The 16,190-nt window shown below is 33.1% G+C and carries 14 protein-coding genes; 1 reads left to right on the top strand and 13 read right to left on the bottom strand.

Annotated features, from left to right (window positions below; genetic code table 11):
- Window positions 1-4: 4 nt before the first annotated feature.
- Together gatA and gatC are read right to left on the bottom strand one after the other, a co-directional pair.
- On the bottom strand, window positions 5-1,462 hold the full coding sequence (gene gatA, locus ACW5YJ_RS06380; protein ID WP_017723479.1) for an Asp-tRNA(Asn)/Glu-tRNA(Gln) amidotransferase subunit GatA: 1,458 nt from the start codon (window positions 1,460-1,462) through the stop codon (window positions 5-7).
- Window position 1,463: 1 nt separating this feature from the next.
- Window positions 1,464-1,766, bottom strand: a complete 303-nt coding sequence (gene gatC, locus ACW5YJ_RS06375) for an Asp-tRNA(Asn)/Glu-tRNA(Gln) amidotransferase subunit GatC (RefSeq protein ID WP_017723478.1) — start codon at window positions 1,764-1,766, stop codon at window positions 1,464-1,466.
- Window positions 1,767-2,134: 368 nt separating this feature from the next.
- Here gatC and putP point away from each other — a divergent pair, with 368 nt between their 5' ends.
- Window positions 2,135-3,670: a sodium/proline symporter PutP gene (putP, locus tag ACW5YJ_RS06370; RefSeq protein ID WP_017723477.1), complete on the top strand. Its 1,536-nt coding sequence runs from the start codon at window positions 2,135-2,137 to the stop codon at window positions 3,668-3,670.
- A 94-nt stretch (window positions 3,671-3,764) separates the two neighbouring features.
- Here the strand turns inward: putP and ACW5YJ_RS06365 are convergent, their stop codons facing one another.
- From ACW5YJ_RS06365 to ACW5YJ_RS06315, 11 genes are all read right to left on the bottom strand, one after another.
- Window positions 3,765-4,973: a CamS family sex pheromone protein gene (locus tag ACW5YJ_RS06365; protein ID WP_017723476.1), complete on the bottom strand. Its 1,209-nt coding sequence runs from the start codon at window positions 4,971-4,973 to the stop codon at window positions 3,765-3,767.
- A gap of 12 nt (window positions 4,974-4,985) precedes the next feature.
- Window positions 4,986-6,989, bottom strand: a complete 2,004-nt coding sequence (gene ligA, locus ACW5YJ_RS06360; protein WP_017723475.1) for an NAD-dependent DNA ligase LigA — start codon at window positions 6,987-6,989, stop codon at window positions 4,986-4,988.
- A gap of 3 nt (window positions 6,990-6,992) precedes the next feature.
- Window positions 6,993-9,203, bottom strand: coding sequence for a DNA helicase PcrA (pcrA, locus tag ACW5YJ_RS06355; protein WP_017723474.1), 2,211 nt, complete (start codon window positions 9,201-9,203; stop codon window positions 6,993-6,995).
- Window positions 9,200-9,892, bottom strand: coding sequence for a heptaprenylglyceryl phosphate synthase (gene pcrB, locus ACW5YJ_RS06350; RefSeq protein WP_017723473.1), 693 nt, complete (start codon window positions 9,890-9,892; stop codon window positions 9,200-9,202). Before pcrB ends, pcrA begins: the two co-directional genes overlap by 4 nt.
- 116 nt (window positions 9,893-10,008) lie before the next feature.
- The gene (locus ACW5YJ_RS06345) at window positions 10,009-10,689 is read right to left on the bottom strand and encodes a M15 family metallopeptidase (protein ID WP_457338594.1); all 681 of its coding nucleotides are present in this window, start codon (window positions 10,687-10,689) and stop codon (window positions 10,009-10,011) included.
- A 257-nt stretch (window positions 10,690-10,946) separates the two neighbouring features.
- Window positions 10,947-11,249 (bottom strand): YerC/YecD family TrpR-related protein, encoded by a 303-nt coding sequence (locus ACW5YJ_RS06340; protein ID WP_017723471.1) that lies wholly within the window; start codon window positions 11,247-11,249, stop codon window positions 10,947-10,949.
- Between the two features lie 86 nt (window positions 11,250-11,335).
- The gene (gene purB, locus ACW5YJ_RS06335; RefSeq protein WP_017723470.1) at window positions 11,336-12,631 is read right to left on the bottom strand and encodes an adenylosuccinate lyase; all 1,296 of its coding nucleotides are present in this window, start codon (window positions 12,629-12,631) and stop codon (window positions 11,336-11,338) included.
- A 222-nt stretch (window positions 12,632-12,853) separates the two neighbouring features.
- The gene (locus tag ACW5YJ_RS06330; RefSeq protein ID WP_017723469.1) at window positions 12,854-13,039 is read right to left on the bottom strand and encodes an NETI motif-containing protein; all 186 of its coding nucleotides are present in this window, start codon (window positions 13,037-13,039) and stop codon (window positions 12,854-12,856) included.
- Window positions 13,036-13,614: a DUF2179 domain-containing protein gene (locus ACW5YJ_RS06325; RefSeq protein WP_017723468.1), complete on the bottom strand. Its 579-nt coding sequence runs from the start codon at window positions 13,612-13,614 to the stop codon at window positions 13,036-13,038. The genes ACW5YJ_RS06330 and ACW5YJ_RS06325 overlap by 4 nt, the downstream gene beginning before the upstream one ends.
- Before the next feature lie 82 nt (window positions 13,615-13,696).
- Window positions 13,697-14,518: an ammonia-dependent NAD(+) synthetase gene (gene nadE, locus ACW5YJ_RS06320; protein WP_017723467.1), complete on the bottom strand. Its 822-nt coding sequence runs from the start codon at window positions 14,516-14,518 to the stop codon at window positions 13,697-13,699.
- On the bottom strand, window positions 14,511-15,980 hold the full coding sequence (locus tag ACW5YJ_RS06315; RefSeq protein ID WP_107551536.1) for a nicotinate phosphoribosyltransferase: 1,470 nt from the start codon (window positions 15,978-15,980) through the stop codon (window positions 14,511-14,513). The genes nadE and ACW5YJ_RS06315 overlap by 8 nt, the downstream gene beginning before the upstream one ends.
- Between the last annotated feature and the right edge of the window lie 210 nt (window positions 15,981-16,190).

Below are 16,190 nucleotides of genomic sequence, written 5' to 3'. Positions count from 1 at the left end.
CTCCTTATAATTTTTCGTATTCATTATGAAAATTGAATTGTGTTTCGTATTGGTAAGCGACACGGTACAATGTTTTTTCATCAAAAGGTTTACCGATAAATTGTAAACCAATTGGTCGACCATTTGAGTGCCCACACGGTACAGATATACCTGGTAATCCTGCTAAGTTTACAGGCGTTGTTAATAAATCGTTCGCATACATTGTAAGTGGATCATCAATCTCTTCACCTAAATTAAATGCAGTAGTTGGTGTAGTAGGTCCTACTACAACATCATAATTTTCAAAAATACGATCAAAGTCGTTTTTAATTAAAGTTCTAACTTTTTGTGATTTTTTGTAGAAAGCATCATAATATCCTGAGCTTAATGCAAATGTACCTAAGAAGATACGACGTTTAACTTCTTCACCAAAACCTTCACTTCTGGACATTTTATATAATTCTTCTAATGAATTGGCTTCAGGTGAATGATAGCCATATCTTATACCATCAAAACGAGATAAGTTAGATGATGCTTCTGAAGATGCAATAACATAATAAGACGGAATACCATACTTCGTATTAGGTAATGAAACTTCTTCAACTGTTGCACCTAATGATTTCAGTGTTTCGACTGCTTCTTTAACTGAATCTTTAACCTCATCAGAAACACCTTCGCCTAAATATTCACTTGGTAAAGCTACTTTAAGACCTTTGATGTCTTTTCCTATGTCAGCTGTATAATCAGCTTCTTCAACAGGAGCACTTGTTGAATCATTTTCGTCAACACCTGTAATTGCCTCTAGCACTAGTGCATTATCTTTAACTGTACGTGTCAATGGACCAATTTGATCTAATGATGATGCAAATGCAACAAGACCAAAACGAGATACACGTCCATATGTTGGTTTTAGACCTACGATACCACAGTATGCAGCTGGTTGACGGATTGAGCCACCAGTATCTGAACCTAAACTAAACGGTACTAAGCCAGCTGCTACAGCTGCTGCTGAACCACCAGATGAGCCACCTGGAACCGCAGTATGATCGAATGGATTCACTGTTTTTTTGTAATAAGATGTTTCTGTTGAACCACCCATTGCAAATTCATCCATATTCAATTTACCGATAAGTACCGCATTTTCATTATGTAACTTGTTCATTACAGTTGATTCATAAATCGGTACAAATCCTTCTAACATTTTACTAGCACAAGTTGTTTCCACGCCTTCGGTAATAATGTTATCTTTAATTCCCATTGGGATACCAAATAACTTACCTTCCATTTGATCCTTAGCTTGTAGTTCATCAAGCTCTTGTGCTTTCTTAATTGCATTTTCTTTATCTAACGCAAGAAATGATTTAATAGTTGGATCCGTTTCTTCAATTGCATCGTAAATGTCATTGACAATTTGTGATGGTTTTATTTCTTTGTTTTTGATTAAGCTGATTAAATTCTCCACAGATTCATAACGGATCGTCATCTTAAGCGTCCTCCTCATTCATGATAGATGGCACTTTAAATTGCCCATCTTCCGTCTCTTTAGCATTTTTTAATGCAAGTTCTTGGGGAATGCCCTCGACTGCTTTATCTTCACGTAATACATTTTGTAAATCTAATACATGATATGTTGGTTCAATATTACTTGTATCCGCTGTATCTATTTGGTTAGCAAAGTTTAAAATACTTTCTAAAGTGTTTTGCATTTCTGCAGTTCCATCTTCAGTAATTTGAAGTCTTGCTAAATTAGCGATGTGTTCAACTTCTTCTCGTGTAACTTTAGCCATTAAATAAAAGCCTCCTTTTTACTCATTCATTACAAAATTGTACCAAAATTCCGGTCAAAAATCTAAGTTTTTCAATAATATACGCAAATTAAAGCGTTTTAATTTACTAAGATGTACCATTTACTTTTTTAATTATAATGGATTCATTATCTTTATCTATAGGTTAATCATTTTAAATTGCATATTAAATCACAAAATTTTATAACAAGTGTATCATTACAACAAAATATGTAAGCGCTTAACAATAGTTTGATAAACGCAATATATCTTTTAAAAATAAAAATAGTACTACTCTATTTATAAATTTTATTGTATAATCATTCATGTACAACAATTTAATAGATAAAGACAAAGGGAGATGATGAGCCATGCTGATTTTGGGCACTTCATTAGCTAATCAAGTTCATGCGAGTTGGCAAACTTATATTATGATCGTAATATATTTCATTATACTACTCGTTATTGGTTATTATGGGTATAAACAGTCTACAAGTAATTTAAGTGAATTTATGCTTGGAGGCAGAAGTATTGGTCCTTATGTCACCGCTCTTTCAGCTGGTGCATCGGATATGAGTGGTTGGATGATTATGGGATTACCTGGTTCTGTATATAGTACGGGGCTTTCAGCAATGTGGATAACAATCGGTCTCTCATTAGGCGCATATGTGAACTACTTTGTCGTAGCGCCTAGGTTAAGAGTTTATACTGAACTCGCAGGCGATGCGATTACATTACCAGATTTTTTCAAAAATAGACTGAATGATCAAAATAATTATATAAAAATTATTTCTGGTTTAATTATCGTAGTTTTCTTCACGCTGTATACACACTCTGGTTTTGTTTCAGGGGGCAAATTATTCGAAAGTGCTTTTGGTTTGAACTATCACTGGGGGCTTATTATAGTAGCTGCTATTGTCATTTTTTATACTTTTTTTGGAGGTTACTTAGCTGTTTCTATTACAGATTTCTTCCAAGGAGTTATCATGTTAATTGCCATGGTCATGGTACCCATTGTTGCTCTCCTAGAGCTCAGTGGTTTGGATACATTTAGACAAGTAGCTGAAATGAAACCAACAAATATGAACTTATTTAAAGGTACAACAGTACTAGGCATTATTTCATTATTTGCTTGGGGCTTAGGCTATTTTGGTCAGCCACATATCATTGTTAGGTTTATGTCTATTAAAACACATAAATTGTTACCTAAAGCAAGGCGACTTGGCATTAGTTGGATGGTTATAGGTTTGTTAGGTGCTGTAGCAGTTGGGCTTACTGGTATTGCATTTGTTTCTGAGCGCAATATTCAATTAGAAGATCCTGAAACCCTATTTATTGTTATGAGTCAAATTTTATTCCACCCTCTTGTAGGTGGTTTCTTATTAGCAGCGATATTGGCTGCAATTATGAGCACAATATCATCTCAGTTACTTGTAACCTCTAGTTCATTAACTGAAGATTTTTATAAATTAATTCGTGGAGAAGATAAAGCCCGAGAACATGAAAAAGAATTCGTCTTAGTTGGTAGGTTATCTGTATTGTTAGTAGCCATTGTTGCTATTTGGATTGCTTGGTCACCAAATGATACTATTTTAAATTTAGTCGGAAATGCATGGGCAGGATTTGGCGCTGCTTTCAGTCCTTTAGTTATCTTCTCACTATACTGGAAAGGTTTATCACATGCAGGGGCTTTATCTGGCATGATTACAGGTGCAGTAGTTGTTATTATCTGGATTGCTTGGATAAAACCTTTAGCTACTATCAACGAAATATTTGGTATGTATGAAATCATACCTGGTTTCTTGACAAGTGTGATTGTAACTTACCTTGTTAGTAAATATACTAAAAAACCTGGAGATTTTGTCGAAAAAGATCTCAATAAAGTCAAACAACTTATTAAAGAATAAACACTTGCTAATTCTTTATATAATGTGAAGACGCCCTTCAAGATTGATATAAAGTTACCATCTTGAAGGGCGTTAATTTAATATATTCTATTTACTAATTATTATTTTTATAAATATGAACTTGCGGTTCTTTATCATCTTTTGATTTACTGATTAAGGCTTTGGGATTATTACCATCCTTAATATGAATTTCATATTCATCAATATCATCAAAATATTTTTCTGCTTGTTCTGTCACATACTGAGTGATACCAATTGTTTCTGCTTTACCATAGTAATCAATTGGTACATCGACAGACAATTGTTTTGCTTCTTTTTTATCGAATTTAACCGTTCCTACTGCTTGAGTAAAGTTATTAAAATAAGTTTGCAAGTCATCATTAAACTGTTTAAAATCATTATTTAAGTTTTCATCTAAATCAGCCGCTTCTTGTGAAGGTAATAAGACTGTCTTTTGATTAATATCTTTCCAGTCATTGATACGAGTTTTACTTTCTTCAACAGTTGTACCTGCAATAAACTCTCCAGGTACAATAGAATTTTCTCCAGTTTGTCTGTAGATTGCAAAATGGATTGGTATTTCTTTTAAATCTTTATGCTCACGAATTCTAGATAGAATTTCTCCTGCCATTTGCTTGCCTTGCTTTTTAATTTCTTTATCATCTAAATCTTCACTATAAGTTTCGCCATCTTTTTCTTTTTGATAATAGTATGTACTATTCATTGCTAAACCTATTGTCATACCTTTGATTTTTTTACCTTTAGTATCACCGCTACCATAAAAATCCTGCTCTAAAATGTTAGATAAATAGGCTGGGGAATTTTTAGCAATTTTTTCAGGGTCTGTCTCACCATTATGAGAAGGATTAAGCCCTAAATTCTCATTTGCTTTTTTCTCTTTACGCTCATCTTCATCCATCTTATCTACTTCAGATTTCGTATACTTCGGACTTAAAAATGCGTTAATTGTGGATTTATCTAAGTATTGGCCATCTTGATATAAATATTCGTCAGTTGGGAATACGCTTTTACTTAAATCTAAAAGGCCATTTTCAAAGTCTTCTCCATTATAACTATTAGCCATATTATCTTGTAATAATCCTCGAGCCTGACTTTCTTTAAAAGGTAAAATTGTTCTGTAGTTATCACCTTGTACATTTTTATCAGTTGCGATTTCTTTTACAGAACCTGATTCTTGTTGCTGTTCATTACCCTTTGATTTTTCTTTTGGTTTCTCTTCGTTTTGACCACATGCTGATAATACAAAAATTGCTGAAATGATTAATATTATCGTTCTTTTCATGCATTATCTCCTCTATCCCTCAATTTCTTTTTGTTTCTGAACAAAGTCTTCTTCAGACCAAATGTCGGTACCGAATTTTTCTGCTTTAGTTAGCTTAGATCCAGCATCCTCACCTGCAATGACCAAATCTGTACTTTTAGTAACACTATTTGTTACTTTTGCACCTTGTAACGCTAACCATTTTGATGCTTCATTTCGTGTCATTTGATACAGCTTACCAGTAAGGACAATTGTTTTATCTTTAAATTCAGGATGTCCTTCAAGTTCACTTGTCTTAACACCTTTATAAGTCATATTAACATTTTTAGCTTTTAATTTTTCAATCAGTGCACGAATATCTTCATTTTCTAAATAAGTCACTACTGATTGTGCTAATTTATGTCCAATATCGTGGATTGCTATCAAATCTTCTTCTGTAACATCAAACAACTTATCCATGGTACTATATTTTTCTGCAATGACTTGACTTGCTTTCACACCTAGATGTCTTATACCTAATCCAAACAATAATTGTTCAAGAGAATTAGATTTTGCTAATTCGATAGCTTTAAGCAGGTTATCGATTTTTTTCTCACCCATGCGATCAAGTGGTTCTAAGTCCGCTTTCGTAAGGTAGAAAATATCAGCTACATCTTTTATCAGTTCATTTTCATATAATTGTTGAATAATTTTTGTGCCTAGACCGTCAATGTTCATAGCTTGTCTAGAAACAAAATGTATTAAACCTTCTACTAATTGTGCTTGGCATTTCGGATTGATACAGCGTAATGCAACCTCGCCTTCAATCCTTACTAACTCATGATCACAACTAGGACAATGTGTAGGCATATTATATTGTTCTGCATTTTCAGGACGTCTATCTAACACGCTCTTGATAACTTCAGGGATAATATCTCCAGCTTTTTTAATAACAACACTGTCACCAATCCTAATATCTTTCTCATGTATCAAATCTTCATTATGTAACGAAGCGCGAGAAACAGTTGTTCCTGCAACTTTTACCGGTTCCAGTATTGCTGTTGGTGTCACAACACCCGTTCTACCAATACTTAACTCAATATCTAACAACTCTGTTATTACTTCTTCTGCAGGGAATTTATATGCAATAGCCCAACGCGGTGATTTTTGGGTAAATCCAAGTTCTTCTTGTTGTTCTAAAGCATTCACTTTAATAACAATACCATCAATATCATATGGCAAATCTTCTCGTTGTTCTGTCCATTTTTCGATATATGCTAACACTTCGTCTATCGTTTGAACACGTTGGCGTGCTTGATTTGTTTTAAATCCTAATTGGTCTAACTCATCTAACGCTTCGCTTTGAGTATCTGCGTTAAATTGCGTAAAATCATTCACACTATATAAAAAGACGCTTAATTTACGTTTAGCTGCAAGTTTAGAATCTAATTGTCTTAGCGAACCTGCAGCTGCGTTTCTTGGATTTGCAAAAGGCTGTTCATCATTTTCTGCCTTAGCTTCATTCAAATTAAAAAATGATTTTCTAGGCATATACGCCTCACCACGAACTTCAAATGTTCTAGGTTCATTAATTTTTAAAGGAATAGCGTGAATGGTTTTTAAGTTTTCTGTTATATCTTCACCTGTTGTACCATCGCCACGTGTTAACCCTTGGACAAATCTTCCATTTTCATATTTTAATGACACAGCTAAACCATCTATTTTTAATTCACACATATACTCCACATCACCAATGTTGTCACGTATACGTTGATCAAACTTCCTTAAATCTTCCTCGTTAAATGCATTACCTAAACTAAGCATAGGGGTATCATGTTGCACTTTCTCAAATGTCGATTGCGCACTACCACCTACTCTCACTGTAGGTGAATCCTCTGTTCGATATTCAGGATGAGTTGTTTCAATATCTATTAACTCGTGTAACAACTTATCGTACTCGCTATCTGGCACGGACGGATTATCTTGAACATAATATTCATAACTATATTGATTTAATAATTCATGTAATTCATTTACACGCGATTGCAAATCAGCCACTTGTTACTCCCCCTTCTTCTCAATTGGTGCGAATTGTGCTAGTAAACGTTTTGGTCCTTCTGATTTAAAGATAATATCTAATTCTACCGAACCATTTTTTTCTTTCACATTACTAACCATACCCTCACCCCAAGATTTATGCATCACTTTATCGCCAACATTCCAATTAGTTGTTGCTTGAGCTTTTCTTGAAGCAGTAGTTTTTTGGCTATGTGCTCTTTTAGCGGGTTGTTTCGTAGCTGATTGGAAACGATTTCCTTGACTTTGAGATGTAGACTTACGCTTAGACTCATTTTCTAATAAATCTTCAGGAATTTCTCTTAAGAATCTAGATGCCATATTAGACTGCGGTCTACCAAATAACATTCTAGATGTAGCATGTGTTAAGTATAATGTTTCTTCTGCACGTGTAATAGCCACATAACAAATACGTCTTTCTTCTTGCATTTCATGTTCATCATCACTTTTAATCGCTCTAATATGTGGGAATAGCGATTCTTCCATCCCCATTATAAAAACAATCGGGAATTCTAAACCTTTAGCCGAATGCATTGTCATCAACGTTATACCATTTTCAATTTGTGCTTCATCTATATCAGCAACTAATGATAAGTCAGTAAGGAAATTTATCAAAGATTGTTCTTCTAACGGAGTATTTTCTTCATAATCTTTTGGCACAGACATGAACTCATCAATATTTTCTAATCTACTTCTAGATTCTAATGTTTGTTCACGCTCTAACATTTCACGATAACCTGATTTCTCTAATACTTCATTTACAATCTCTGTAATTTCTAAAAATTCTTGCTGTTTGATGATGTTTTGCATCGTATCATAAAAAGTTATGCATTCTTGTGTTACTTTTTTAGATAAACCTATAAAATCAACTTCTGCTAATGCATCAAACATGCTCAAATCATTTTGTACGGCATAAGCTTGAATTTTATCTACTGAAGATGGACCAATACCACGTTTTGGAATATTGATAACACGACGTAAGCTAATATCGTCATTACTGTTTGCAATTATTCTTAAGTAACTTAATAAATCTTTAATTTCTTTTCTATCGTAGAACTTTTGGCCCCCGACCATAGTATAAGGGATATTAGATTTCATAAAAGTTTCTTCCAAAACACGTGATTGTGCATTGGTACGATATAGTATTGCCATATCTTGATATTTCTTACCATTTCGTTGATGCTTCATGATTTCACGTACAACATATTCTGCTTCATCGCGTTCAGTTGTTGCTTCGTAATAATGAATTTTATCTCCATCTGTATTGCCTGTCCATAACCCCTTAGGTTTACGCTCTGAATTATTTTTAATAACTTCATTCGCTGCATTTAATATATTTTTAGTAGAACGATAATTTTGTTCTAAGAAAATTGTTTTTGCCTCAGGATAATCTTCTTCAAATGACAAGATGTTTTGGATGTCTGCCCCACGCCAACCGTAAATTGATTGATCGGAATCTCCCACTACACATAAATTTTTGAATTTTGATGCTAATAATTTCACTAATGTGTATTGCGCTTTATTCGTATCTTGATACTCATCCACATGGATGTATTGGAATTTGTTTTGATAATAATCTAATACTTCTGGAACACGCTCAAATAATCGAATTGTCACCATAATTAAATCATCAAAGTCTAGTGCTTCATTTCTTGAAAGTTGACGTTGATAACCTTTATATACAGTCGCAACCATTTGCGTATGATAGTCATTTGCTTCTTTTTGCGCATCCTCAGGTGTCTTTAATTCATTTTTCAAATTACTAATTGCGCCTATAAACATTCTAGGTTCAAATTTTTTACTATCTATATTTTCATTTTTTAAAACATCTTTAATAACTGATTTTTGGTCAGTTGGATCAATAATTGTAAAGTTTCTTTCAATACCAATACGATCCGCGTCTCTTCTAAGTATTCTCACACACATTGAGTGGAACGTTGACATCCAAATAACTTCAGCTTGTTCACCAACTAAAGTTTGGACACGTTCTTTCATTTCCTTAGCTGCTTTATTTGTAAAAGTAATCGCTAAAACATTATACGGAGACACTCCCTTTTCGTCTAACAAATAAGCAATACGGTGTGTTAAGACACGCGTTTTACCTGAACCCGCGCCTGCCATTATAAGTAATGGGCCCTCTGTTGTACGTACTGCCTGGCTTTGTTCATCATTCATTTTATTAACTAATGCATTCATTTATGTGTCTCCTTTATCTTAACTGTTTTTAGTGCTTTATTTATATCTTCATAAATAATGTTGCCGACGATGATTGTATCAGCCACAGAAGCCATTGCCTCTGCTTCTTCATAATCACTAATACCACCACCATAAAATAATTGTGTATTAGATAATGAATAAGCTGCTGCTTCTACCATATCAACTTCTCCATAAACACCACTATATTCAATATACATAACCGGTAATTTATAAATATCATTAATCATTTGTGCATATGCTTCAATATCTTCTGTTGTTATTTGTGTGTTAGCTTGTGTTAATTTTGCCACTTTACAATCGGGATTTAGTACAACATAACCTTCGAATACTATTTCTTCAAAATCGATTAAATACCCATAATTTTTCAGTGCTTCTAAGAGCATACCATTATGAAACTTTACATCCATGCTATTTAACACTGTAGGTATAAAATATAAATCAAACCCTGGCACGATACTCTCTAAATTTGAAAATTCAAATATTAACGGTACGGAATGAGTATTAACTTTTTTCATTAAGTGTGAAACGTTATCTTCGGTAACATTATCTGTACCACCTATCATAATAGCATCGGTTCCAGACCTACAAATTAACCCTAAATCCTCGTCACTAATTGGCTTTGCAGGATCTAATTTAAAAATATGTTTCCACTTTTTAATCTCATTCATAACATGTTACTCCTTCTTTTAGCATACATTTGATTATAGCATTTTTATGCTATGAGTTCTAAAATGATGTAGAAAAAATCACCCCGAATTTTCGAAGTGATTTGTTTATTTTAATTTCATTTTTCATTTAAACGATAGTAACTTTCTAAATTAGTATCTTGTTCATCAATAATTTTGGCAAGCGGTTTACCAACATAACGAAGATGCCATGCCTCATATGCATAACCTGTTTCATGTGATTGACCTTTTGGGTATCTAATAATAAAGCCATAGTCTGATGCATTTTGTGCTATCCAATGACCTTCTTTAGTTTTCTCAAAATCTTTATGAAAGTCATCTAACGGTTTATTGGTACCAACATCAAATGCAAGACCTGTTTGATGTTCTGAGTGCCCAGGTTTTGCAGTATATTGATGTGCAACTTTTTCACCATCTTTTTTCTCATATTCTTTCACTACTTTTTGTTGTTCACTATAACTTCGATAACCGCTAGAAAATTTTAAATCTAATTGATCTGTTTCACCTTTAGCTAATAATTTATTAAAATTTTGTTTCGCTATTTTATCTTCACCTGGATGGTATTGTGGAGGGAGTTTATATTTTTTATTTACAATTACATGACCATTAACACGTGTAACTCCTTGTGTTTTATTAATGATTGGCAAGGCATTGGTAGGTTTTACAATACTCGATTTAGTTGGTGTGTATGAATTCGAAAATACTGCCAAAACAATTCCAAATATAAGGACTAATAATAATATTATTATTATCAAACCAAATAACAATTTTTTGAACATAAAGTTACTTCCTTTCACTCAATTACACAAGTCAATTCAATGACTATTATATTTATTCGTTGTTACCTTTCAATTACCTTACTTTATTTTTATAAACATTTAAACCAAGTTTTATAATATGTATACATTTAAAAAAGGCTTTTTAATAGTTTCAATGATATTCCTTATAAAAACAAAAAAGCTAACGACAAAGATGTTAAACATCTTATCGTTAGCTCAAATAAGCCAAATCTTTTATTTTCTAATTTGCGAAATCGTTAATCGGCCGTTTCTATGTTCATGCGCTCTAGAATCATCGTATAAGCATCATTACCCCATTGTAATGATCTTTTCACACGTGAAATAGTTGCAGTTGATGCACCAGACTCTTGTTCAATGGTTGCATACGTATAGCCTTGTTTAATCATTTTTGCTACTTGTAACCGCTGTGATAATGACTGAATTTCATTAACAGTACATAAATCATCAAAGAACTGATAACATTCTTCTCTATTTTCTAGTGTTAAAATAGCATCAAACAATTCATCTAATGCTTTCCCTTTTAGTTTTTCTATTTGCATTTAAAACAACCCCTGTATTTTTCAATTTAATCTCAGTTTAACGTACTAATACATTAAAGTGTAACGATTTCACTTGAAAAATTCAATTATTCTAAACCGGCTCTTTGGAAAATTGTATCTACTTGGTTTAAATGGTGTTTAGGATTGAAACATTCATCTAAATCTTCTTTAGTCAATAACTCTGTAATTGACTCATCTTGTTCAATTAAAGTTCTAAACGGTGTCTTTGTTTCCCAAGATTCCATTGCCTTTGGTTGTACTTTATCATATGCAGCTTCACGAGCCAAACCTTTATTTATTAAAGCAAGTAATACTCGTTGTGAATAAATTAAACCAAATGTTTTATCGATATTATCAAGCATATTATCTTCAAATACTGTTAATCTTTCTACAATATTAGTGAAACGATTCAATCCATAATCTAATGCAATTGTAACATCTGGCAACATGATTCGTTCAGCAGATGAATGTGAGATATCACGTTCATGCCACAATGGCACGTTCTCATATGCAGTTGTTACGTAACCTCTAATTACACGTGCGATACCAGTAATGTTTTCTGAACCAATTGGATTACGTTTATGTGGCATTGCAGAAGATCCTTTTTGACCTTTCGCGAATGCTTCTTCAACTTCACGCGTTTCAGTTTTTTGCAAGTTACGTATTTCTACAGCGAATTTTTCCATTGATGTACTAATTAAAGCAAGTGTCGCAATATAATAAGCATGTCGATCACGTTGTAATGTTTGTGTTGAAACTGGGGCTGCGTCTAGTCCTAAATGTTCACAAACATATGCTTCAATTTCAGGTGGAATATTTGCAAAAGTACCTACTGCACCACTCATTTTACCAACTTCTATTTCTTCTCTTACACGTTTAAAACGTTCTAAATTACGTTTCATTTCTGTGTACCATAGTGCCATCTTAACACCAAATGTTGTTGGTTCAGCATGTACGCCATGTGTACGTCCCATCATTAATGTATATTTATAGTCTTTTGCTTTTTTCGCTAATACTTCAATAAAACGTTCTAAATCTTTTTCAATAATATCGTTTGCTTGTTTAATAACATAACTTAACGCAGTGTCTACAACATCTGTTGATGTCAAACCATAGTGTACCCATTTACGTTCTTCGCCAAGCGTTTCTGATACTTGTCTTGTAAATGCAACAACATCATGACGTGTTTCTTGTTCGATTTCTTGTGCACGCGTCACATCAACCTTAGCATTTTGACGTATTTTTTTAACATCTTCTGCAGGTATATCTCCTAATTTACTCCATGCTTCACACGCAAGGATTTCTACCTCTAACCACGCCTCATAGCGGTTTTGATCAGTCCAAATATTAGACATTTCTTCTCTAGAATAACGTTCAATCATTGAAATAAGCTCCTATCATACATAATTTTTGTTAATATTACGCCTTAAAACATGTACATTAAAACATAATTTTAAATAAAAGTTCGTGTTTATCCTTTTCATTATTAGTTTAACAGAATTCTTATGAAAAGTATAAACCTTTTCAACTATCTGCATAAAAAATTTAAGTGCCGATAAAAACAACCGTTATGGACATGTAATTCCATAACGGTTTACCAATCATTATTGTAAAATTTTACCAACGAATTCTATTTCTTGCTTATACACTTCAAAAGTTCCATCTTCATTCTCTTTATAAAGTGGTTTTTCAAAGCGCTTCACAGGTGTGTACCCTGCATCACGCATGCGTTGCAAACAATCTTGAATTGTTTCATTTTCTTCTACTTTAAATTTTTGCTGTTTTTTCATATGCTTTCAACTTCATCCGTATCATATTGTTTAAGCTTTTTACTTCTAACACCTTTCGCCCAGAAACCACCGTGAATTGTACGAGGTTCATACGCTACAATAAATGCTTTTTCATCTATTTGTTTAATGGTCTCTATTAACTTAAATTCAAAACGTCGTGGCGTTAAAATTTGTAAAATTAGTCGATTTCCATCACGACCATAAGCTGTATAGTGCGTTACACCGTAACCTAAATCTCTTAATTGTCGTGGTAAATCTAACTCATATTCAGATGAGGTAACGTTAACGACAGTATAACCTAGCGCTAATTTCTCTTCTATTTTCATACCTACAATAATCCCAATTGAAAACCCAAAGGCATATGCAAATACATTTTGAATTTGATCTAAACTAGACATTACCATGCCTAATCCAACGACGTATACAAGAACTTCTAAAAAGCTGACAATTGCAGCTACATAGCGATAACCTTTAAGTGTTAATATTGTTCTCATTGTAAGACACGTTACATAGGCAACGTTTATAATAAAAATCGCTAAAACCATTAACCATGGGTTAGATGTTATCACTGACATGACCATTTTCCTTTCTGATATCAAATTCAAGTTATTTTACCAACATCTTTTTATTTTGTCACTAAAAATATTTAGAACTTAATCAATTTTTTGGCCAAGTATATCTTGTATATGCTAACTCTCTTTTATGTGCAGTTTTAATATAATGATTTTCTATTATAGTCTTTACATCACTAGGTACTGATTTACCTTCTAAATAATCATCGATATCATTATAACTTACACCTAGCGCTTCTTCATCAGGTAACTGGGGTTTATCTTCTTCTAAATCAGCAGTTGGCACTTTTTCATAAAGATGTTTGGGCGCACCTAAATATTTTAATAGTTGCTTACCTTGTCTTTTATTTAAACCAAATAAAGGTGCAATATCTGCAGCGCCATCTCCATATTTAGTGTAAAAACCTGTTATATTCTCAGCAGAATGATCCGTACCTACAACGATGCCTCTTTTGTTAGATGCAATTGAAAATTGAACTTTCATACGCTCTCTAGCTTTCTCATTGCCTTTTTGAAAATCTGTCAAAGTAATTCCAGCATCTTTAAGGGATTGTACACTTTGATCCACTGCAGGTTTAATATTTATAGTTTTGATTTCATCTGGCTGAATATAGGTTAATGCATCTTCAACCTCTGAAGCATCTTTTTGCTCCCCATAAGGTAACTTGACCGCTATAAATTCACATGAATTACCTTCTTCTCTTAATTCTTCAACTGCCATTTGACACAATTTCCCTGCTAATGTTGAATCTTGGCCACCTGAAATTCCTAATACTAATGCTTGTACAAAGGAATGGGATTGTACATAACTTTTTATAAAATGAATAATCTGTTTTGTTTCAATTTTACTTTCTATTTCAGGTTTCACTTTCATTTCTCTAACAACAATATCTTGTAGGTTACTCATTTTCTTCCTCCATCTCTTTAACGTGTTCAGCAACTTCAAAAATACGTTTGTGTTTATTTTCCCAACATGCTGTACTTAAATCTACTGGGTATTCTTGTGGATTTAAATGACGTTTATTTTCATCCCATAAGTAATCAAGACTATTTCTTAAATACGTTTGTGCCTCACTCTCACTTGGCATTTCGTAAACTAGTTGACCATTTTTAAAAATATCATGATGTAAATCTTTTGCGATAAATGTTTTTATAAATTTCATTTTATAGGTATGAACTGGATGGAATAGTTTTAAAGGCGATTCTTCATATGGATCCTCATGATCAAGCGTAATGTAGTCACCTTCAGCTTTATTCGTTTTTTTATTGATAATACGGTAAACATTTTTCTTACCTGGTGTTGTAACTTTTTCAGCATTATTAGAAAGCTTAATACGATCCACATACTCACCATTATTACCTTCTACTGCAACCAATTTATAAACTGCGCCTAATGCAGGTTGATCAAAACCAGTTATGAGTTTTGTTCCGACACCCCATGAATCGACTTTTGCGCCTTGTGATTTCAAACTAGTAATTGTCTGCTCGTCTAAATCATTCGAAGCGATAATTTTAGCATTAGGGAATCCAGCTTCATCTAGCATACGACGTGCTTCTTTTGATAAATATGCTATGTCCCCAGAGTCCAAACGAATGCCCACGAAATTAATTTTATCACCTAATTCTTTAGCAACTTTAATTGCTGTCGGTACACCAGATTTTAATGTATGGAACGTATCAACTAAGAACACACAATCTTTATGACGCTCAGCATATTTTTTAAACGCAATATATTCATCACCATATGTTTGTACCATGGCATGCGCATGTGTTCCTGAAACAGGGATACCAAATAATTTTCCTGCTCGTACATTACTTGTAGAGTTAAATCCACCAATGTAAGCAGCTCGAGCTCCCCATAATGCTGCATCTGCTTCTTGTGCTCGACGCGTACCAAATTCCATTAACATATCTTCATGTGCTACTTGTCTAATTCTACTCGCCTTTGTTGTTATTAATGTATGGAAATTAACGATATTTAATAGCATCGTTTCTATTAATTGTGCTTGTATTAAGGGTGCCTCGACTCTTAATAACGGTTCATTACCAAAGCAAAGTTCCCCTTCTTGCATTGAACGAATATTGCCAGTAAATTTTAAAGTTTTTAAATAACTTAGAAAATCTTGTTGGTAACCAATAGATTTTAAATAATCGATATCTGATTCTGAGAAGTGAAAACCATTAATGTAATCAATGACACGTTTCAACCCGTTAAAAACAGCATACCCACTATCAAAAGGCATATTTCTAAAATATAAATCAAATACTGCCATACGTTCATGAATCCCATCATTCCAATAACTTTCTGCCATATTTATTTGATATAAATCGTTATGCAATACTAACGTATCGTCTTCAAATTGGTACACAACCATCTCTCCAATCGGCTTTTCCATTAGTTTAGCATAAATGAAAGCTTGATAGCACATGAAAGAGGACTTAAATATACTGGAAAATTCAACATAAGATTATATTTTTTTCATATACAATTTAATCTATGATTTAAATTTGTTTAAAATGTGACATGACTAACGACAATGTCGTGACATTTATATGATATAAGATTATAAAAACTCAAA

It is taken from the genome of Staphylococcus sp. mip270_02 (assembly GCF_054031535.1).
This window is presented reverse-complemented; position numbering and strand designations above follow the sequence as displayed.

Bases quoted from the DNA above. Each gene is read 5' to 3' on its own strand.
- gatA (WP_017723479.1), bottom strand. From the start codon at position 1,462: ATGACGATCCGTTATGAATCTGTGGAGAATTTAATCAGCTTAATCAAA.
- gatC (WP_017723478.1), bottom strand. From the start codon at position 1,766: ATGGCTAAAGTTACACGAGAAGAAGTTGAACACATCGCTAATTTAGCA.
- putP (WP_017723477.1), top strand. From the start codon at position 2,135: ATGCTGATTTTGGGCACTTCATTAGCTAATCAAGTTCATGCGAGTTGG.
- ACW5YJ_RS06365 (WP_017723476.1), bottom strand. From the start codon at position 4,973: ATGAAAAGAACGATAATATTAATCATTTCAGCAATTTTTGTATTATCA.
- pcrA (WP_017723474.1), bottom strand. From the start codon at position 9,203: ATGAATGCATTAGTTAATAAAATGAATGATGAACAAAGCCAGGCAGTA.
- pcrB (WP_017723473.1), bottom strand. From the start codon at position 9,892: ATGAATGAGATTAAAAAGTGGAAACATATTTTTAAATTAGATCCTGCA.
- ACW5YJ_RS06345 (WP_457338594.1), bottom strand. From the start codon at position 10,689: ATGTTCAAAAAATTGTTATTTGGTTTGATAATAATAATATTATTATTA.
- ACW5YJ_RS06340 (WP_017723471.1), bottom strand. From the start codon at position 11,249: ATGCAAATAGAAAAACTAAAAGGGAAAGCATTAGATGAATTGTTTGAT.
- purB (WP_017723470.1), bottom strand. From the start codon at position 12,631: ATGATTGAACGTTATTCTAGAGAAGAAATGTCTAATATTTGGACTGAT.
- ACW5YJ_RS06330 (WP_017723469.1), bottom strand. From the start codon at position 13,039: ATGAAAAAACAGCAAAAATTTAAAGTAGAAGAAAATGAAACAATTCAA.
- ACW5YJ_RS06325 (WP_017723468.1), bottom strand. From the start codon at position 13,614: ATGTCAGTGATAACATCTAACCCATGGTTAATGGTTTTAGCGATTTTT.
- nadE (WP_017723467.1), bottom strand. From the start codon at position 14,518: ATGAGTAACCTACAAGATATTGTTGTTAGAGAAATGAAAGTGAAACCT.